Here is an 18,759-nt window from a genome sequence, read left to right as displayed (position 1 = left end):
ACTACGCTCAACTGACCACTACCGGATGACTTGGAAACCAAACAACCGAGTCTCCATCAAACCCAGGGCGGTTCAGATGGCGGTAGACGACGTCGGAGAGGCGCCGTTTCAACGCCCGGATGGCTTCTTTCTTGGTTTTGCCTTCACCCAGTTTCCGTTCATAGAAGATACGCCCTTCGGTGTTGGTGTAGCGCAGTTGGGTGATGGCGATGAGGTGGAGGGCGTGGTTGAGCATCCGGTTACCCCGCGGGTTGAGCCGATGCCGTTTCTTCTGACCCGAGGATGCTTCGATTGGGGAGGTGCCGTTGTAGGCGGCATAGTGATGGCGGGTCGGGAACCGGGACACATCACCGGTGTAGCCGATGATCAACCCGGCCACGACTGGTCCGACTCCGTAGATGTCGGTCAGGGTGGTGCCCGATGCTTCCACCGCCACAGCTAGCCGAGCCTTCGAGGCGGTGACTTCGCGTTCGAGGCGCCGCACGGTGGCGAGCAGGTCATGGGCGATGCGTTTGCGTTCGGTTTCGATCACTGACCCTGGACGGACCCGTCGCAGCAGCTCAGAAGCCTGGCGGGGCACCATTTCTTTGCCCAACCCGCCGGGGATCAGGGTGGCCAACACGGCGTGAAGCCGACACGCTGCTTGGGTCTTGAGACTGGAAAGCTGCTTGTGACGCTTGGCCAGCATTCGTAACACCGCCACATGATCCTCGGTGGTCACCACCCGCAGTCCCGGTTGGCGGAGTGCCACGATGGCCACCGACCGGGCGTCGTTGGAGTCGTTCTTCTGCGAGCGGGTCGAGCCCAACACCCGCACCCGAGCCGACTGAGTGGACGGCACGTCCACCACATGTTCCCCAGCCGCCACCAGCTGCTGGGCCAGCAGATAGCCGTGGCCGTTGGCGGACTCGATCGCCCAACGCCGAGCAGGAAACCGCCCCGCCCACGCCAACAACTCCCCGGCCTGTCGGCGGGTCGCCTGCACCCGAAGCTCAGCAATAGTCGCCTCGTACGCGTCGACGGCAGCGGCCGTATGAGACCCTTTGTGGGGGTCGATTCCGATAATCACCGACATCACACACCTCCTCATATTGGGGTCGGTGGAACCAGCAGTGGGCACTCCTGATACCGCTATGCGTGCTACGCCTGTTTCGAGCCACACCGCCAGCAGGAATCCCGGCGAGCTCAGCGTCTCGTTCGAAAGCCAACCCAAAGGTGGCAGGCACATAGAGAGCCAGACCCGCCAAGACCCCTACAACGCTACGGGAACAGAACCCGCAACACACCTACAGACCTATCAGGCACGTATTGAGCGGGTGAGTGGGCCCTCGCCTACGCGAGCGAATCCGTCCTAGGCTCCCTGCCGTGACAACGTTCGAATTATCTCTCATCTCAACCGGCGGGACGATCGAGAAGACCTACGAAACTCAGTCAGGAACGCTGTCGAACGCCGTGAGCGTCCTCGATCACATGCTGGCGCAGGTACGGATCCCCGATCTGCGGATCGAGCGAGTTCACCTGATGAACAAAGACAGTTTGGACATGACCGGGGCGGATCATGATCTCATTGCTGCCACCGCCTACGAGCACGCCTTGTCCGCGGATGGTGTGGTCGTCGTACACGGTACGGATCGGTTGGCGGTCAGCGGTGAGGCGACCAACGCGCTGGGGACCCCGGGCGGTCCCATAGTGTTCACCGGCGCCATGCGGCCATACGAGTTGCGGGACACCGACGCGCTACAGAACCTCATTGAGGCTTTGCTGGCGGTGCGACTCATCGACCCCGGTGTGTACGTGGCGATGCACAACCGGGTCCTCCGATTCCCGGGTGTCATTAAGGACCTCGAGGCGGGGACCTTCGTGGGTGGCCTATCCGGCTAGACCGTCGGCTGCGTCACAGCATGGACCGATAGGTAATGACCCACCTCATACATCCGCATTCGATTGCGCATCCGTTCGGGCAGCAGGCCCGTCACCTCGCTGTAGTCGAGCACCTTGGGTTGATCTAGCTCGAAGTCGATGCCGTCCCTCGCCAAACTCGCACCTCCAGCGACGAGCAGGTTGCGCAGCCAGTCGACCGACACGCCGTAGGGAAGCGGGATGAGAAAACCGTCTTCGACCGGAATCGCCACGATCGGCGTGGTGAAGGCTTTGCCCGTCGATCGGCCGACGTGGTGCAGTTTGCTCGCATAGAACCCGGGTTGGCCGGCAAAGCGGAGCATGATCGGGTTGAATATCGTGCGGTTGAACCGGCGGATGAGGTAGACGAGCGGTGCCCAGCCGGTACGGAAGGCAAAGAGTAAGCCAAACTCCGCGAAGAGGAACGCCGTAACCACTCCACCGACCCAGCGGGCAAGTTTCTTCATGCCGGTTCTCCTGCCTCCATTGTGTCACCGGGGATGTGGCGCAGCTAGAGGCAACCGGCTACTCCGCCAGGGACACCTCCATGTCCGTCGCGGCGGCGAGCGTGTTCGACACTGCGCATCCCTTCCTGGCGATCGTCACGAGCTTGCGTTTCTCGTCGAGGGAGCTAGGCCCTTCTAGCTCGACGAGCATCCGGATCGCCGCAAATCGAAACGGCCCGTCCACGAGATCGCCACTGATGGATAGCGACAGGCGATCGACAGGGATGTTGCGCGCCTCGGCAGCCGAAACGAGCGTGCTCTTGAAGCAGGCTCCCCAGCCCAGCAGCATCAGGTGTCCGCCGTTGAAACCAAGTCCGGTGCCGCCGGTTGACGTTGGCCTGTCGAGGGGGATGACCGGGCCATCTTCCTGCCGCCCCACTGCTGCGTGACCGCGCAGTCCTTCGATCGATACACTCAAGGTCGACACGCTTCCTCCTCGTCGCAGGTGCGGGACCGTACCAGGGTCGTCGCACTCACCCGACGGCGATCAGACCAACCGCGACGAGAGCTCCGGCGAGGCCGACCAGGCGGGTTGTCGAGATCCGTTCCTTGAAGAAGACCCTGGCCAGCACCACCGTCGTCGCCGGAAACATGGAGGCCACTACTGCAACGATGGCCAGGGAACCGCGCTGAACGGCCAGGATGAAAGACCCGTTTCCGATGATGGTGAGTGCGCCGGCACCCGCCGCCGGTACCAACGACGCCCGGAGCGGGATGGTGTCCGCATGGGTTCGTGAGGCAATCAGGTAGAGCAATACGAAGCCGGCGGCGCGGGCGGGGATGAGCGGCCATATGCCAGATGAATCCGACACGAGGCTGAGGAAGATGAGCATGCTGCCGAACCCGAGCCCGGCCAGGGCACCGAAGCCGATCCCGGGCAGGGTTGTTTCGTCGCGATCGACCGGGGCGCGGCTGATCAGGTAGATCGCGGCAATTCCGATTCCGACACCCACCAACTGCAACCCGGTCGGGCGCTCGCCGGTGATGAAGGCGAACACCACCCCGGTGGCTGCTGCTCCTACGGCGGCCACCGGCGATACCACGGCGACCTGGCTCCTGGTGAATCCTGTGTACAGGGCGAGGACCGCCAGGGCCCCTCCGACTCCGGCCAGGGCTCCCCAACCGAAATCGGCCGGCAGAGGGTCACCGGGGATCAGCGGTGATAACACGACTGCGGTGATGAAGCCCGCCACATGCGAAGCAGCCACGACCGCCATGACTCGCCCGTACCGGCTCGCCATACCGCCGAGGAAGTCGCCGGCGCCACTGAAGGTTGCCGCCATGAGGGAGAAGAGAATTGCCACGCCCGATGAGGCTAACTGTCAATTGGCGGTGCGGCGGAAACCAGGAGTTCAAATCCACGAGCTCGGGTAGGCGAAGGGGTTTCGACCGCGCCCTTGCCGACACAATGCGACGTTCTCGGGTATGTTCTTCGCAGCATCCTGGTGTTTCGACAGCGGAACCGGGCAAATGGAGGGGACACATGCGAAGAGTCACGACACCACCAAGGCTGGCTGCCGCTGTGGCGCGACCCGATGCCGGACCGGGGCACCGGCCATGACGGCGGGGGACTTCACCCATCTGGCCATTCTCGCCGGGCTGCTCGAACGTCCGCTCCGCGTTGACGAGGCAGCCGCAGCACTTGGTCTCAGCCCTCAGGATGTCCTGGGACTGGCACACCAGGCTGTCGACGCCGGCCTGCTGGCGGCTGAAGGCGCCGGCTACGTAGCCGTCGGCGCCGCTCCCGAGGTCGATCCGCCCTACGCGGCCTACCTGGCCGGGCGGCTCGCCGACCACCTGGCCGAAGGTCGGGCGTCCGGCGAGGTCGGGCGGCTGCTGGCCCGAGCAGGGCGTGACCGTGAAGCAGTCGTGGCGCTGGTCGCAGCCGCTCTCGCAGATGACGATGACGACGCCGCCACACTGGCCTTTGAACTGGACTCCGAACTTGCACCAATCGATCGGTCCGATGCCGGGCGTCTCCACCTCATGCTCGCCCGCCATGCCCGCAATCGGGGTGTGAGTGCAGATGCCGACCAGCATGCCCGGGATGCCGTGCGCCGGCTCGAGGGCCCCGAGCTGATCGATGCCCTGGGCTTCGCAGGGGCGGTCGCCTCAGACCTCCAGCAATCGCAGCGCGCTGAGGCCCTCACGGCGCTGGGGGCCGGGTTGGCAACCAACCTCGGCCGGTTCGACAAGGCGGGCTCGCTGCTGACCCTCCAGGCCCGAGAACTCGCCCGGCTTGGATTCGCGGATGAGGCCGATGCCGCTCTGGCCCACGGTATCGCCATCCTCGAGGTGCACGGAGATCGAACCCAACGGTTCCGTGGATTGATGAACTCAGGGTGGGTGGCATTCGATCGAGGAGTGCTCCACGAGGCCGAGATCACCTTCGACGACCTGGCCGATCAGGCGGGCGATCTCGAGCACCCCGTGACTGAGGCCAATCAGATGGCCTACCACAGTCGGGCGCTGGCCATGGTCGGCCGCATCAACGAGTCGATGGAGCGGGCCGCGCAAGCAAACGCGATTGCCTCCGAACACGGAGCGTTCGCGATCCAGTTCCTCGTGGCGCTCGGCGAGGCGGAGGGCGCACTCGCCTTTCAGCGTGCCGGGGACGCCCTCGCGGCAACCGAGAACGCAGGGCAAATAGCTATCGAGCATTTGCAATCCTGGCGCAACCGGACGCTGCACTATCGCGCCAAGGCTGCGCTTCTGGACGGGGATGTAGGGGCGGCTCGACAGTTCCTTGATGAGGCCCGTGAGCTCACGCCGGCCGGAATCGACGGTTGGCGAGTTCGGAACCTCATCCGCGTCACCGAACTGGAGATGCTCGAGGGTGCGTGGCCGCAGCGGGAAGCGGAGGATCTGACCGATGAGTTTCTCCAAGCGCGGCAGTATCTGTCTGCTGCGGAGCTCCTCACGATTCGGTCCAGGCGGGAGAAGGATCCGGAGCTCGGTCTCCAGGCTGCTGCACTAGCCCGTCAGGTTGGCGCCCCCGCCCAGGCGTGTCTTGCCATCGAGGCGGCAGGAGCCTGGAGTGATACGGCAGTGGCTGCCCCGGTCGGAGCGCTCATGCGCGGCGCGGCGGCGAACATGCCGGATGACTGGCAAGCCGACCTGCAAGCAGTCCCGGCCTTTGCCCATGCGCTCGACACTGAGGCCGAAGAGGTAGCCGACCCCGAGGCGCTCGACGATCTTTTGACGGATGTGCTGACCAGTGCCGGCCTGGCCGGCGACATGGTGTTGAGTCCTGCCCAGCGCCGCGCCAGGGGCCTGGTGCGACGGAAACCCCGCCGCCGCCGGACTTCATGGACGACCTGGGCGGCGGCGGCGGCCGCAGTCGCCGCGCTGGTCATCGCCACCGTGGCGTTACTTTCAGAGCCTGATGCGACTGAACCGCCTTTGACCGCCACCCCTACCACGACCCCGGCACCGACGACGACGACCACGCTGCCGCTCGAATTGCGGGATGTTGAGACACCCGAGCTCGGTCTGTTCGGCTCCTACCAATTCAGGGGTGGGGGCGGGCTCGCCGGCATCGTGGAAGGTGGTGTCACCGAGCCGGCAGGTACCTACTGGGTGCAGAAGCCGGGTGGTTTCTTCCGCGCCGATCCGGTCGCATCCGGGCGATTTCTCTATCTGGGTAGCTCAACGAACGATCAGGTCTTCCTGGTCGACCTCAATACCGGAGTCGCCGTCGACTCGCTCGAGGCGGGTGGAAGAGTGCTCGTGCCGGTGGCGGTGGGCGATCTGCGGCCGGCCCGCGGTGACGCAACGGTAAAGATGGCGATCTATGTGTCTGAAAACGGGACGGTCCAGGGACAATCGGTGGAAGGCGCCAGTTCCTGGTTGCAACCGTTGGAGGACGGAGTCTCAGCAGGTCCCGTGATTGCCGGCGACCTTGCCGTGTTGTCGACCGAGGGTGGCCGGGTGATCGCGTTCAACTCAGATGGGATCGAGTGGATGGTTCCGGCGGAGGACGAGGACCCGTTCGCTCCCATCAGAGTCGAGGGGGCCTACTCGAACGGCATCCTCCACGTCGTCGACGAAACGGGGGATCTCCATCTGATCGAGGTCGCCACCGGAAAGTGGCTGTGCACTCGCGACGGCAGTCAGCCTCCGATCGGAAATCCGGTTGTCTCGGATGGGACGGTCTACCTGCAAGCCGTGGCGGCGTTGGTATATGCCCCGGCCGAGACATGCGACGGAACTCCCAACCAGGTCACGATCGACGCCGGCGTCAGCAACCCGATCGCGGTCAGCGATGGGGTCATCTTCTCGGCGGAGAACGACAAGCTGTTCCCGTACGATCCGACCCTGTTCACCGCCGAAAACCTGGCGTCGGCCCAGCAACTCGGACCGTGGGCGCCATTCGCGGCCGGCTCCGACATCACGACACCGCCGGTGATAGCCGACGGCATCGTGTACTTCGGTACCCAGCAGGGCATAGTCCATGCACTGGACCTCGCCACCGGTGCCGAGGTCTGGCAGTTCGATGTGAGCCTGGCCGTCGAGGACATCGTCTCGATACAGGGCTCACCGGTGGTGCTCAAGAACACGGTGATCGTTACCACGACCGGCGGGCACATCGTCGCCATCGCCACCAACGATCCGCAGTAACACAGGGCGGAGGTTCAGGCGGCCGGAAGCGTGATCCCGGTCTCGTGCTCGAAGCACCAGGCCCAGTTCTCGCCGGGTTCCTTCGACCGGATTACCGGGTGCCCGTGCTCGGCAGCGTGCTTTCGGGCATGCTTGTTCGGTGAGTCGTCGCAACACAGGGTTCGCCCGCAGGCGACACAGAATCGGAGATGCACCCAGGTCCCTCCCGTGGCCAGGCAGTCCTCGCAGCCTCCCGGCGGCATCGGATCTGCCGGAACGTCCAGCAGGTGCTCACATGGCTTTCCCATCTATGACCTCCTCGCTTCGCCGGACTCCCGTTCCCCCGGTGCCCGACCCGCTATGACCCCGATTCACGGCACTGTACAGATGCACGCTGGCCTTCGGTGGTCGCCGGTGTCCTGCGAGTACGCTGGGAACAGATAACCACGGGGAGTCGTGAGCGAGAGCGTAGCTTCCGGTCCGGAACGGGTTGGTGCCGGCGACCTGGGGGTCGAAGGGGAACTGCCTCGCCGACCCCGATGGGCGGTCCTGGGCATCGTCGTGCCTCTCTTTGTTGTTGCCGGGTTGCTCTTCACCGGCGGAACCAGACTCGAGCGTTCGGTGGAGCCGCTGGCAGGATTTGAGATTGTGTCGACGACCACAACGATCGGTTTTGCCGCCGATCTGACGGCCGGCTGGTCCTTCGCGCAGGTCGGCATCTGGGGCACCTTCGTCGATGTGACGGTGTTTGACGGTGGATTGCTGGCTGTAGAGCAGTCCCCGGAGGGCTCACACCTGTGGAGTTCGCCGAACGGGGGGCGGTGGGAGCCCGTCGACGATCCGGACGGTGTCTTCGCCGGGGCTTGGATCGAGGATATCGAGGCAACGGACTTCGGATTGGTCGCCGTGGGGGCGCGGATGCAGTCGGCGGGTTGGAGGCTGCCGGCAGCCTGGCAATCAACCGATGGTGTCACCTGGGTGCCGGCGTCGATGATCGCGGTGAGCCAACAGGCTGAGCTGTTCGGTGAGGTGGACGAAGGTTCGATCACCACGGTGATGCGATCTTCCGACGGGTTGTTGATCGCCGGCGGTGCCGCCAACGGCGGTGCGGCGATATGGCATTCCGCAGATGACGGTGCCTCGTGGGAGTTGACCCTCCGGGAGGGGTTGATCTCCGAAATCCTCGAAATCGCTGAAACCGGTGGCGGGTTCCTCGCCGTCGGGGATCTGACGCTCCGACCCGGCCTCTGGGAATCCAACGACGGCCTCAACTGGGAGCGTGCCAACACCTCACCGCTGGACGCGCCCGGACCGTTCGAGTATCCGTGGGAGCTGCTCGAGGTTGGTGACCGATGGTTGGCCGTCGGTGGGGACCGGCACGACCGGAGTCAAATGGACGAAGCAGGGCGGATTCGTCGTCCTCCGGTGGTCTGGTCCTCACTCGATACCATCGAATGGAACCGGGACCTTATCGACGAACTCGTCGGGGTGCGGTTCGTCTCTGTTCTCGAGGCCGGGCCGGGCTTGATTGCTGCCGGCACCAAGACATCCGGAGACGATTCACGTGCTGGTCTGTGGTGGAGCCACGGTGGCCTGGAGTGGGACGGCGTGCTCCTCGACGGCGATCCCGGAGCAACCCAACAGGTGAATGGAATGACCGTGCTTGGCGAGCGAGTCGTGGTCGTTGGTCAGAATGGGGCAGGACCGGCCGTGTGGATGTGGGATCCCGATGGCCCGGTATCTGTCGCAACATCGGTCGAGCTTCCCTACGTCGGTCGCTGGGTCGACCGTGGTTTGGTCGCCGAGCAGCGGTTGTGGCCGATCCATCAGGTCACAGAAGGATTTGTGGCCGTGTCCGAGCAGTCGGTCTGGCATTCCGCAAACGGAGTCGATTGGGACGAGTTGACGTTCGAGCAGGCCGGCCTCGATGAGGTCGAGGTGATTCACGAAATCACAGGAGATCGGGCCCCGTACTTCGCGAGCGGCATGTCGGTTGGTGAAGAGTGGACTTGGACCATTCTGCGGTCCGACGACGGACGGATCTGGACGCGGACCTGGCAGGCGGAAGATGCATGGAGATCCGGGCGCATCGCTTCCAACGGTGAGCGCCTGGCTCGGGTCAACGAGGATGGCTTTCTGGGCTACGGGTTCGATTTTGCCGCATCCAAAGACGGCGTCGATTGGCACGAGATCGAGTTGCCGCCCGTGGAGGGGTTCATCTCAGCGCTCGGTGGATTCAAAGGCGACTTTTTCGTGGTGATGGTCGCCGACTCGGCGGTGCCATCCCTTTGGCGGATCGGGGCGGACGACGGTTGGACGGCAGTGCCTGGATTGGACCTCGGCGATGGCTGGAGCCAGTTCTTCGCATCCGGAGATGTCTACTACCTCCTGGTCGGGTGCTGCGGCGAACAGAAGCTGTATGCGACGACCGATGGCCGGCAGTGGGATCCACTTGACCTCCCGACGGTCGGAGTGGACTTTGGTATCGATGTTCGACCGCTCGCCAACGGTCTATTCATGTCGGCGAGATGGTGGAGCGGCGAGGAGGAGTGGCCGGTCCGGCACTGGTTCTCCCTCGATGGCGTCACCTGGTCCGAGCTTCCGCCGATCGGCGCGGCGCGCTTCTGGGATATCGTGCCACTCCCGGGGAGTGACCGCATGGCCGTCTTCGAGATCGGTGAGACGGGAACCCGTTTTTGGGAATGGGAGCCCACAGACGAATGATCTCTGCCGCAACCCGCGACTCGCAACCCGCGACTCGCGACTAACAACTCGCGACTCGCGACTAACAACTCGCGACTAACAACTCGCGACTACGAAAGCAGCAGTCGCTCGAGCCGGCGCCCGATCACCGCAGAACCGGCCAGACCCATCACCAGCAACACCGCAACGTTGATCCAGATGCCACGGTCGAGCGCCCCGAGCGTCAGGCTGCGAATCAGCTCGGTCCCGTGGTAGAGCGGCGAGAACTGGGTGAAGCGCTGAAAGAACTCCGGGTAGACGTCGAGTGGGTAGAACGTGGCAGAGAAGAGGAACAGCGGCAACGTCACCATGTTGACGAGGTCGAAGTCCTGCCAGCTCCGCATGAAGGTGGTGGCGGCCATGCCGACGGCTCCGAACGCAAAGCCGATGAGCACCGTGGCCGGCAATGCCAGCACTCCCCACGGCGATTCGATCAATCCCAGAAAGGCCATCACGATGAGGAAGCCGGTCGAGTACATGACTCCTCGGAACAGCGACCACATGATTTCGCCGGTGGCGATGTCGCCGGGGCCCAGTGGCGTGGCCAGGATGGCCTTGTATGTGTTGCCGTAACGAATCTTGAAGAAGATGTTGAAGGTCGACTCGTACACGGCCCCGTTCATCGCCGAGGCGGCGAGCATGGCCGGGGCAACGAAGGCCGCGTACGGGACCAGTTCTCCGGTCGGGCCGGGCACATCACCGATCAGTTTGCCGAGGCCGATACCGATCGAGAACAGATAGAAGACCGGTTCGAAGAAGCCGGCGAGGATGACCCACCAGATCGACCGGTAGACCAGGAAGTTGTGCTCGAGGAGATGCCGCACCCGGTAGCTGGGTCGAACCGCCGGCGGCGCCACTCTGGCCAGCAAGGTGGTCATGTGCGAAGTCTCTTCGTCAGGTTGCGGTGGGCGAGCCGGGTTCCGACCGCCAGCAGACCCACCAGATAGGCGGCGTGCTGCCAGGCAGGTAGCGCGGCGTCGATGCCCAGCGCGGCTGCGCGGGTCAACTCGACACCGTGAAAGAGGGGCGTTGCGTAGGCGAGTCCCTGGAGCAGGCCCGGCAGTTGCTCGATCGGGAAGAACGTGCCGGAGAAGAGAAACAGGGGGACGATTCCGAACCGGAACACCATGGTCAGACCGGTGTCGTCCTCGATCCAGGCGGCGAAGGCGGCCATCGGTGCGGCGAAGGCGAGGCCGGTGAGGACTGCCGGAAGCACTGCCAGTGCTGCGTGGGCGGGATCGGCGGCGTCGAAGAGAACCAGTACGCCTGCAAAGATGCCGCAGATCATGAAGAGCCGGACTCCGATCCAGTACAGAAGGCCGGTGAGGAGGTCGGACACCGACAACGGAGTGTTCATGATTGCCGGATACGTCTTGAACCACTTGAGCCCTGCCATTACCGGGAAGCTCCCCTCGCCTGCCCCGCTCTGCATGCCGGCGGCGGCCAGCAAGCCGGGGGCCAGCCATACCAGGTAGTCGATGCCACCGAACCCGGCAGAGGAGTTGCGATCCACCAGCGAGCCGAGCCCTATGCCCATGGCGGCCAGGTAGAGGACGGGGTTGAGGAAATTGGAAAAGATCGAGGCCCGCCAGACTCGCCTGTAGTTGAGGGCCTCGCCTTCGAAGAACCGGAGCGGCCGGGCCGTCATTCGACCAGGGTCCGTCCGGTCAGGCGCAGGAACACGTCTTCGAGCGTTGACCGCCTCACGACCGCGCTCTCCGGCGTCAGGCCGCGAGCGCCCACCCCGGCCAGCGCTGCGTCGGCATCGTCAACGTAGAGGAGCACGCGGTCGGCCAGTGTTTCTTGCCGTTGGGCGAGTCCTTCGAGCGAGGCGAGGGCGGCGTCCTGCGTTCCAACCGGGAACCGGAGCTCGAGGACCTCGCGTTTCGAGTACTCGTCGATGAGCGATCTCGGCGAGCCTTCGGCGACGATTCGCCCCTGATCCATTACCACCAGGCGATCGCAGAGCTGTTCTGCTTCGTCCATGTAATGGGTGGTGATGATCAGGGTGGCGCCTTCCTGCTTGAGGCGGTAGAGGCGATCCCAGAGGATGTGCCGGGCTTGCGGATCCAGGCCGGTGGTTGGCTCATCGAGTAGGACCAGTTCGGGCTCGTTTATCAGTGCTCTGGCGATGGTGAGCCGCCGTTTCATGCCCCCCGAGAGGTGTTCGACCTTGGCGTCCCGCTTGTCCTCGAGATGGGCGAAGGCGAGCAGTTCCTCGATCCGTTCATTGATCACTTTGCGGGAGAGGTCGAAGTAGCGGCCGTAGATGTAGAGGTTGTCGCGGACCCGCAGTTCTTCGTCGAGCATGTTCTCCTGAGGGACCACACCAAGTCGGCCCCGAATCTCCCGACCATCGGCGTCGGGGTCGAGTCCGAACACTCTGAGCGTGCCATCGCTGATCGGCGAGGTGGCGCCGACCATGCGCATCGTCGAGGACTTCCCGGCACCATTGGGACCGAGGAACCCGAAGACCTCCCCCGGATGGATGTCGAAGTCGACGGCATCGACGGCCGTGAAGTCGTCGAATCGTTTGGTGAGCCCGCGGGCGGTGACGAGTGGTTGGGACATGAGCCGGATCAGGATACCTGCCGGAGTGCGAGGGTTGCCGATGGTTTGTGGCGCGGGCGATTTGAGCAGAGATCGACCACTGGATGTGAAGTTTCTCGGATGGCTGACATCGCCATTACCCAGGCCTTGCGGGCGAAATCGAGGTTCCGCTCGATTCAAGATGGCGAAACACCACCACCCTTGGTGAGAGATTCGCGTGACAACTAGATCACCCAGGGTGTATCGTTTGAGGGCATTCTCTCTGGGCGGAGCCGGATGCGGAGATCGGGAGGCAACAAGAATCGTTCCGATGATGGCGCCACCATCGTCGAATTCGCGATCGTGGTCGGCCTCTTCAGCGACTATCTGGTGGGGGGAACCGACAAATGCAACGAGATCGCCATCAAGTGGTCGGGTGCGGATCACGATTGGAGCGGCGTCCAGTACGCTCCGAACGGGGCGGTTGACATGTCGGCGGCGAACAACAGCTCGTTCAACGGCAGCATTCTGGCCTACAACATGGCGCTGAAAGGGGCAGAGTTCAACCTGACCTACGACGACTCGTACAAGAGCGAACCTGCGACGACGATTCAGCTCCAGGAATAGCCGCCGGATCGGAGCAGTTGGGACGCAGCTGCGCCTGAACGGGGTATCTGGTGGGCCTATCGTGTGCCGGACACCGACCGGGAGAGACCGTGCCGTTCGAACTCACACGCCAGGACTCCGTGTTCATCCTCACCCTGGACGAGGGTGACAACCGCTTCAATGCAGCATCGCTGGCGCGTCTCAACGAAGTGCTGGACGAGGTCGAGGCGGTGGCCGGTCCGGCGGCCCTCGTTACAACCGGGGCGGGGAAGTTCTACTCGAACGGTCTCGACCTCGACTGGATCATGACCGGGCAGACAGACTGGACCTTCGCCGATCTGGCGATCGAGACGCAGCGCCTCTTCGCTCGAACCCTCACCTTCCGGAGGCCGACGGTGGCCGCTATCAATGGGCATTGCTTTGCCGCCGGTGCCATGTGGTCTCTGGCCCACGACTTCCGGGTCATGCGCGAAGATCGAGGGTTTTGGTCGATGCCGGAGGTCGACATCAAGATCCCATTCACCCCTGGCATGTCTGCCCTCATCCAGGCGCGATTGGCTCCGCAGGTGGCGCATCAGGTCATGACGACCGCACACCGGTATGGCGGTGCGGCGGCCCAGGATTCGGGCATCGTCGACCGGGCCGTCGGTGAGGAGGCGTTATTGTCGACGGCCGTCGAGATGGCGCGCATGCTGGCCGGTAAGGATCCCGATACCCTGCACGCCATCAAGTCGGGTATGTACGGCCCGGTTGTTTCGGCACTGAGACCGTGAGAATGCCTGGTTAGGTCTCACGCGTTTTGTGCCGATAACACCTGGGCGCCCGAGGTGTCATGAGGACCGAGTTGTCAAACCCATTCCAGCCTGAGCTCCTGCGTGTCTACCAATCGACCCGCCTTTGGCTGGCCGCGGTCGGAGCGGCCGTGATCGTGGTCGTCGGTAGTCTCACGGGCTGGCAGCGTGGTGCATGGATCCTGCTGGCTGCGCTGATTCCTCTCGGGCACGAGACCTACGTCCGATCCACGGGCCGTCGCACAAACGTGCCGACGCTGATGGTGATCGATGGCGCCGCCCTCGGTCTCTCTGCCCTCCTTCTCGCCCTGCCGGTCGTGGCTGTATCCGTCTTCTCCTTCTACGTTGTCGTTGTCGTGATCCTGGCAACCCGCCGCCAGGCCACCGCGCTCGTGATCTACGGACTCCTCTGGACCGCTCTCGGTCTGATCGCCGGCCGCCTCGAGTGGTTCGCACCGCTCACCGAAGGCGCCCAACTCATGATTGAGCTGGTTGTGACCCTGTTCTTCGTTGCGGCTCTGGCCTGGGTGACCTACCGCATGATGAAGGAGACGGGCCGCCTAGCGATGGAACGCGCAGAGATGGAGGAAACGCTGCAAGCAGAGGAGCACCGTTTCAGAACGATGATCGAGAACGCCTTCGACGGAGTCGCAATTATCGGCGGCGGCGGGGAACTGATCTACGTCGGCGCCTCGATTGAGCGCATTCTTGGCTTTTCTCCCGGGCAACGAATCGGGCGCCCGATGCACGACATTGTGCTCGATGAGGATGTGCCACTCGTTCTGGGCGAGTTGGCACGAATTGCGGAGACACCAGGTGGGACCGCCCGGACCCGCGTTCGCGTGCGGCATGCGGACGGGTCCATCCGCATTCTCGACATCAGCGCGCAGAACATGCTGGATGAGCCGAGCGTCGGTGGCATCGTCGCCAACTTCCGCGACGTGACCGAACAGGCCGCCGCCCAGGCTGCGCTCGAAGAATCCAATGCCCGGCTGGCCGAGCTGGTGCGGTCGAAAGACGAATTCGTCGCATCGGTTTCACACGAGTTACGGACGCCGCTGACTGCAGTGCTCGGTCTGGCGGAGGAACTACGAGATCATGCGCACAGCTTCTCCGCTGAAGAACAGATTGATTTGCGTGACGTGATTGCGGTTCAAGCGCGCGAGGTCGCGGCGATCGTCGAGGATCTGCTCGTGGCAGCCAGAGCCGACATCGGTGCGGTGACCATTCTTCCGGAGGCGTGTGATGTACGTCGTGCAGTGGACGACGTTCTGTCGGTTCTCGAACCCAAGAGCACTGTGGCCGTTTCTGTCAGTTCGCCGGTCATTGCGTACGCCGATCCGGGACGCTGCCGGCAGGTGGTCCGCAACCTCCTGACCAACGCGTTGCGGTATGGGGGCACTCGGGTGAAAGTCGACGCCTGGACGGACGGGGACATGGTTCACCTGGCGGTGCGCGACAACGGCTCCGGACTCAGCGAAGAGGACGCAGCCCGCGTCTTCCAGCCTTACCAGAGCGCTCACCGTCAGCACTCGCAGCCGGCGTCGATCGGATTGGGTCTCACCGTGTCTCGCCAGTTGGCGAGGCTGATGGACGGAGATCTGGTCTACAGGTTCGACGGAGAGTGGAGTTCGTTCGAGCTGACCGTGCCGCGTCAGACCTGATCCCAGCAGGTTTCTCCGCAATGCTCTGTATTGCTACGCGCCATAGCATTGCTGAGAAAACCGGTTCTACCACTCCACGACGGGTTCAAGGGCCCGCGCCGCCTGTACCGCGTGTTGAGCTTCGCCCGGCAGGGGCGCGATACCGTCGAACCCACTTCCCCCAATGTGCTGCTGGAGCATGGCGACGAGTTCTACCGGGTCCCATCCGGCAAGTTCGGTGACAGATCGAATCCCGGCGTCCAGGTAGAGCCGGGCCCGAATGCCCTTGAGGCCGCGGATGCGGGCCAGGTCGGAGAGACGCACTAGCTCCTCGAGGTCATCGAGCGAGATGGCTGCCGTTCCCGCCAGCGCGGTGCGTTGCGATCGGGTACCGGCGGCTGAGAGGAGATCTTCGATGCTGCGAATCCCGATGGTTGCGAGCCGGTCGGTGGTGGTCTGGTTCACGCCGCGGAACTGGCGGAGCCTGAAAGGGGTCTGTTCTACTCGCTGGCGGCGCATCGCTCCGGCAACATGCACCATGACGGGGTCGTCGATGAACTCGTAGTAGTAGCGCAACCCCCAGAGGTGGAGCTTGGCTGATACGCCGGGCTCTGCTTCGACGTCGGCGACGAAACTTTCGAGGTCGGCCGGGCCGGCATCATCGAGATCGAGGCCGTGATCGCTCAGGTAGGTCTCGAACTGGGTCGTGAAGTCGATGGCGCGGAGGGCAGCAGTGGCCGATCTGCCGCCCTCCTTCAGGAACTGCCTGAAGGCATCAACATCCATACCCGCATCGTACTTAACGGCCCGGGCTGGAACCCGCTCGCTGGTAGATGCGGGGCGCGGCGGCGGGATGTGACAGGCTCGGTGGAGACCGGTCGGCCCCGGCAGCTCTAACCGTCACTCGGCTCAAAGATGAGGTCAAACTCGAGTCTCAGGTCGTCGGCAACGTCGGCCACATGAGCGACCTTGGGGATTGTCAGTTCGAAATCCTGGCGGAGCACGTCGGCCCAACCGGTCACTCTGACCCCCTCCGGTGAGACAACGTTGAATGTTGCCGTGAACGTGACGGGGAGTGTGATTCCCCGCACGGTGAGATCTCCAACGATCGGCTTTTCGGATCCCTCGGCGACGTCACGGAGATCGATTAGCTCGGCCGGCGTGAAGGTGATGGTGGGGTACTTGCTGCTGTCGAGGATGAAGCGATTGATGGCGGTGTCGCGCCAGCCGATCTCATCTCCGAGGGGATTGGGCTCTTCCCCAGGCTCAGTGTCGAAGTAGGCGGCCTTGATGATCACGGGCCCCATCACCACCGTGGATGGATCATCGAGGTCGGCGATGACCTCCGCCGCCACTTTCGTATTGACCCCAACCACCGTCTTCGGCGAGCCGCGGAACATCTCGTCGATTACGAACCAAACCTTGCTACCGGGTGCCGTGACGAACGTGGTCGGCGTAGCGAGGTCGGCTTCGGCCACCAGGGCGTCATCGGGCCCAACAGCTTGCACCACAATCGGTTCACTGGAATTGGCACAGGCGCCAAGAAGCAATGCCAGCGCAAGAATGGATACGGTCGACTTCATGGGTTCCTCCGGGGCTCTACGTCTATACGTACCCGGCAGGAATGCGGATGACGCGGCGGTTCAGTCGGTCGAGAGGGGTATCGATCCGTCGTTGCGGTGGTATTCATCGTGAGCGGCCAGGAGGGGTTCCCAGTCCTCAGGATGCTCGACGTCGACGGCGACCAGGTGGCGGGTGATAGGCCCGTCGTCCTCCGCGAACGATCTCGCATGGCGGATCAGGCCGGCAGAGACGTCGTCGATGCGCCGGTGCTGGGCAAGGTGCTCTTCCCACGAAACCGTGAGGAAGACTTCTGAGAGGCGATGGGGGTCGGAGGCGTTGCGGTAGAGCCGCCATCGGTAGGCGCCCGTCCGGAGGCGAACGAGACGGACTTCGCTCATCACCGTGAGGAACTCGTCGAGGCGCCGGCCGTCGATGAGCCACGTGTTGACGATCATGACCGGGCCTCCCTCAGTGGCGACGTGGCCATCAGCGGTCCGTTCTCCTGAGAACTCGGGCATTTCCACATCCGCCAGAGCAGGGATCTCGAAGCGAGGGGCGGCGATTCCGAGCGCAACGGATCCGACGCTCAGCACGATCATCGAGTTGCCCGCCCCTACAAGATCTGCAAGAACTCCGGCCACGATCGAACCGAGCGGTAACACTCCGACGAAGGCCAATGAGTAGAGACTCATCGCTCGCCCGCGCACCCATTCCGGAGACATCAGCTGGGCAGTGGCATTGGTCGTGGTGAGGGTCCACACCCACGTTGCTCCGGCCACGAGAAGCGGGACGACGGCCCAAGCAGGGGTTTGTGCCAGCCCGGTTCCGATGCCTGCCAGGCCGAACAGTGTGATGGTGATGGGCACCGAGCGGGCTTCGAGTGTCTCCACCACCGCCTGGCGAGTGAAGGCGCCGATGAGCGCCCCCAGCCCCATCGCGCCGAGGAGCAGGCCGTACGTGCCGGCGGACCCTCCGAGTTCCTCGGTACGGCTCGGAAGAACGGACTGGACCACCGAAGACGTCATCGCGAAGAGAGCGGCGAGCAGTAGCAGCCTTCGAAACGGTGGGGTGAAGCGGGCGAACCGCACCCCATTAGCGATGGCGTTGGCCACAGATGAGCCGTCCTGGTCGGCGATCGTGAATCGCCCCGTTAGTGCGGCAAGCACGATGATCACGCCCAGGTAGCTGAGGGCGTTGAGGCTAAACGCCAGTTCTGGTCCGGCCGTTGCCACAATCAGGCCGCCAAGGGCCGGTCCGACTGCCCGGGCGACGTTGAACGCCACCGAGTTGAGAGCCACCGCGCTGGCCACCATTCCGCGCGGGACGAGGTCGGGGACCATCGCCTGCCAGGCAGGGAGGTTGAACGCCACGCCGACCCCCAGGAGGAGCGAGAGAGTGAGGAGACGCCCGGGCGTCACGAGATCGAGGGCGCTGAGGAGGGCCATGCCGGCCGCCGCCAGACCCATCAAGGTCTGGCTGACGAGCAGCACCCTGCCGCGGTTGGCCAGGTCGGCTACTGCTCCGGCCGCAAGGGCGAGGAAAAGCAGGGGAAGGGTGGTGGAGGCGACCATCAACCCCACCCAGGTCGCAGACCCGGTCAGCTCGAGCATCAACCATGACCCGGCCACCGCCTGGAGGAACGACCCGACATTGGAGAAGATCGAGGCGATCCACAAAGCCCGGAAACGGGCGATTCGAAGAGGAGCGACTGCCTGCGACATGAACTGCAGTGTATGAGCCCCGCGGCGCCGACCGGGCCGCCGTTACCTGAGGCGTCAGAGCCGCTCGGTATGAACTCACAGGAAAGGGGCTAGACACCCCAGGGTTGTATCTTGTCAAGCGGCGGCTTTGTCTCGTGTTGTCTGGCGGTGGGCCCAGGCG

Annotated in this window: 17 protein-coding genes; 6 read left to right on the top strand and 11 right to left on the bottom strand. The window is 64.0% G+C overall.

Translation table 11 applies throughout. From position 1 onward, the window contains the following. Window positions 1-7 precede the first annotated feature (7 nt). On the bottom strand, window positions 8-1,075 hold the full coding sequence (locus P1T08_15595) for an IS110 family transposase (protein MDF1597502.1): 1,068 nt from the start codon (window positions 1,073-1,075) through the stop codon (window positions 8-10). Between the two features lie 290 nt (window positions 1,076-1,365). On the opposite strand from P1T08_15595, the gene P1T08_15590 reads away from it, so the two are divergent. After that, a complete protein-coding gene (locus P1T08_15590; protein MDF1597501.1) occupies window positions 1,366-1,881 on the top strand; it encodes an asparaginase domain-containing protein in 516 nt (171 codons plus the stop codon). Here P1T08_15590 and P1T08_15585 read toward each other — a convergent pair. From P1T08_15585 to P1T08_15575, 3 genes are read right to left on the bottom strand one after another with little or no spacing between them, the layout of a single operon-like run. Next, the gene (locus P1T08_15585; GenBank protein MDF1597500.1) at window positions 1,878-2,366 is read right to left on the bottom strand and encodes a nitroreductase; all 489 of its coding nucleotides are present in this window, start codon (window positions 2,364-2,366) and stop codon (window positions 1,878-1,880) included. The two genes, P1T08_15590 and P1T08_15585, sit on opposite strands and share 4 nt — an antisense overlap. 58 nt (window positions 2,367-2,424) lie before the next feature. Continuing rightward, window positions 2,425-2,832, bottom strand: a complete 408-nt coding sequence (locus tag P1T08_15580; protein MDF1597499.1) for an OsmC family protein — start codon at window positions 2,830-2,832, stop codon at window positions 2,425-2,427. Between the two features lie 46 nt (window positions 2,833-2,878). Then, the gene (locus tag P1T08_15575; GenBank protein ID MDF1597498.1) at window positions 2,879-3,709 is read right to left on the bottom strand and encodes a DMT family transporter; all 831 of its coding nucleotides are present in this window, start codon (window positions 3,707-3,709) and stop codon (window positions 2,879-2,881) included. Between the two features lie 253 nt (window positions 3,710-3,962). On the opposite strand from P1T08_15575, the gene P1T08_15570 reads away from it, so the two are divergent. Next, complete coding sequence (locus P1T08_15570; protein MDF1597497.1) at window positions 3,963-7,025, top strand: PQQ-binding-like beta-propeller repeat protein; 3,063 nt, start codon at window positions 3,963-3,965, stop codon at window positions 7,023-7,025. Window positions 7,026-7,039: 14 nt separating this feature from the next. Here the strand turns inward: P1T08_15570 and P1T08_15565 are convergent, their stop codons facing one another. Beyond that, a complete protein-coding gene (locus P1T08_15565; protein ID MDF1597496.1) occupies window positions 7,040-7,312 on the bottom strand; it encodes a UBP-type zinc finger domain-containing protein in 273 nt (90 codons plus the stop codon). 148 nt (window positions 7,313-7,460) lie between these two features. Here P1T08_15565 and P1T08_15560 point away from each other — a divergent pair, with 148 nt between their 5' ends. Beyond that, on the top strand, window positions 7,461-9,728 hold the full coding sequence (locus P1T08_15560; protein ID MDF1597495.1) for a hypothetical protein: 2,268 nt from the start codon (window positions 7,461-7,463) through the stop codon (window positions 9,726-9,728). Between the two features lie 89 nt (window positions 9,729-9,817). On the opposite strand, the gene P1T08_15555 is transcribed toward P1T08_15560, so the two are convergent. Genes P1T08_15555 through P1T08_15545 form a run of 3 tightly spaced genes read right to left on the bottom strand, consistent with a single transcriptional unit; the run spans window position 9,818 to window position 12,317 of the window. Beyond that, on the bottom strand, window positions 9,818-10,624 hold the full coding sequence (locus tag P1T08_15555) for an ABC transporter permease (protein ID MDF1597494.1): 807 nt from the start codon (window positions 10,622-10,624) through the stop codon (window positions 9,818-9,820). Next, window positions 10,621-11,394, bottom strand: coding sequence for an ABC transporter permease (locus P1T08_15550; protein ID MDF1597493.1), 774 nt, complete (start codon window positions 11,392-11,394; stop codon window positions 10,621-10,623). The genes P1T08_15555 and P1T08_15550 overlap by 4 nt, the downstream gene beginning before the upstream one ends. Continuing rightward, complete coding sequence (locus P1T08_15545; protein ID MDF1597492.1) at window positions 11,391-12,317, bottom strand: ABC transporter ATP-binding protein; 927 nt, start codon at window positions 12,315-12,317, stop codon at window positions 11,391-11,393. The genes P1T08_15550 and P1T08_15545 overlap by 4 nt, the downstream gene beginning before the upstream one ends. Window positions 12,318-12,572: 255 nt before the next feature. Between P1T08_15545 and P1T08_15540 the strand changes: the two genes are divergently transcribed. The 3 genes from P1T08_15540 to P1T08_15530 all read left to right on the top strand — a co-directional run bounded on the left by P1T08_15540 (window position 12,573) and on the right by P1T08_15530 (window position 15,336). After that, a complete protein-coding gene (locus P1T08_15540; GenBank protein MDF1597491.1) occupies window positions 12,573-12,902 on the top strand; it encodes a hypothetical protein in 330 nt (109 codons plus the stop codon). Window positions 12,903-12,991: 89 nt separating this feature from the next. Next, window positions 12,992-13,654 carry an enoyl-CoA hydratase/isomerase family protein gene (locus P1T08_15535; GenBank protein ID MDF1597490.1) on the top strand — a complete coding sequence of 221 codons (663 nt, stop codon included), beginning with the start codon at window positions 12,992-12,994 and terminating at the stop codon, window positions 13,652-13,654. Between the two features lie 59 nt (window positions 13,655-13,713). Next, on the top strand, window positions 13,714-15,336 hold the full coding sequence (locus tag P1T08_15530) for a PAS domain-containing sensor histidine kinase (protein ID MDF1597489.1): 1,623 nt from the start codon (window positions 13,714-13,716) through the stop codon (window positions 15,334-15,336). Between the two features lie 66 nt (window positions 15,337-15,402). On the opposite strand, the gene P1T08_15525 is transcribed toward P1T08_15530, so the two are convergent. The 3 genes from P1T08_15525 to P1T08_15515 form a co-directional block, all read right to left on the bottom strand. After that, on the bottom strand, window positions 15,403-16,101 hold the full coding sequence (locus P1T08_15525; protein ID MDF1597488.1) for a DUF4332 domain-containing protein: 699 nt from the start codon (window positions 16,099-16,101) through the stop codon (window positions 15,403-15,405). Window positions 16,102-16,208: 107 nt separating this feature from the next. Then, window positions 16,209-16,898 (bottom strand): YceI family protein, encoded by a 690-nt coding sequence (locus tag P1T08_15520; GenBank protein ID MDF1597487.1) that lies wholly within the window; start codon window positions 16,896-16,898, stop codon window positions 16,209-16,211. A 60-nt stretch (window positions 16,899-16,958) separates the two neighbouring features. Further along, window positions 16,959-18,599, bottom strand: a complete 1,641-nt coding sequence (locus tag P1T08_15515; GenBank protein ID MDF1597486.1) for an MFS transporter — start codon at window positions 18,597-18,599, stop codon at window positions 16,959-16,961. Window positions 18,600-18,759 lie beyond the last annotated feature (160 nt).

The sequence above is a fragment of the Acidimicrobiia bacterium genome (assembly GCA_029210695.1).
Classification (GTDB): domain Bacteria; phylum Actinomycetota; class Acidimicrobiia; order Spongiisociales; family JAHEDJ01; genus JAHEDJ01.
The sequence above is the reverse complement of the archived record's forward strand: the minus strand, read 5'-3'. Positions and strand labels throughout refer to the sequence as shown.

What these genes read in the sequence shown, in the direction of transcription:
- P1T08_15565 (MDF1597496.1), bottom strand. Translation starts at nt 7,312, where the DNA reads ATGGGAAAGCCATGTGAGCACCTGCTGGACGTTCCGGCAGATCCGATG.
- P1T08_15525 (MDF1597488.1), bottom strand. Translation starts at nt 16,101, where the DNA reads ATGGATGTTGATGCCTTCAGGCAGTTCCTGAAGGAGGGCGGCAGATCG.
- P1T08_15520 (MDF1597487.1), bottom strand. Translation starts at nt 16,898, where the DNA reads ATGAAGTCGACCGTATCCATTCTTGCGCTGGCATTGCTTCTTGGCGCC.
- P1T08_15555 (MDF1597494.1), bottom strand. Translation starts at nt 10,624, where the DNA reads ATGACCACCTTGCTGGCCAGAGTGGCGCCGCCGGCGGTTCGACCCAGC.
- P1T08_15550 (MDF1597493.1), bottom strand. Translation starts at nt 11,394, where the DNA reads ATGACGGCCCGGCCGCTCCGGTTCTTCGAAGGCGAGGCCCTCAACTAC.
- P1T08_15570 (MDF1597497.1), top strand. Translation starts at nt 3,963, where the DNA reads ATGACGGCGGGGGACTTCACCCATCTGGCCATTCTCGCCGGGCTGCTC.
- P1T08_15545 (MDF1597492.1), bottom strand. Translation starts at nt 12,317, where the DNA reads ATGTCCCAACCACTCGTCACCGCCCGCGGGCTCACCAAACGATTCGAC.
- P1T08_15515 (MDF1597486.1), bottom strand. Translation starts at nt 18,599, where the DNA reads ATGTCGCAGGCAGTCGCTCCTCTTCGAATCGCCCGTTTCCGGGCTTTG.
- P1T08_15585 (MDF1597500.1), bottom strand. Translation starts at nt 2,366, where the DNA reads ATGAAGAAACTTGCCCGCTGGGTCGGTGGAGTGGTTACGGCGTTCCTC.
- P1T08_15540 (MDF1597491.1), top strand. Translation starts at nt 12,573, where the DNA reads ATGCGGAGATCGGGAGGCAACAAGAATCGTTCCGATGATGGCGCCACC.
- P1T08_15530 (MDF1597489.1), top strand. Translation starts at nt 13,714, where the DNA reads ATGAGGACCGAGTTGTCAAACCCATTCCAGCCTGAGCTCCTGCGTGTC.
- P1T08_15595 (MDF1597502.1), bottom strand. Translation starts at nt 1,075, where the DNA reads ATGTCGGTGATTATCGGAATCGACCCCCACAAAGGGTCTCATACGGCC.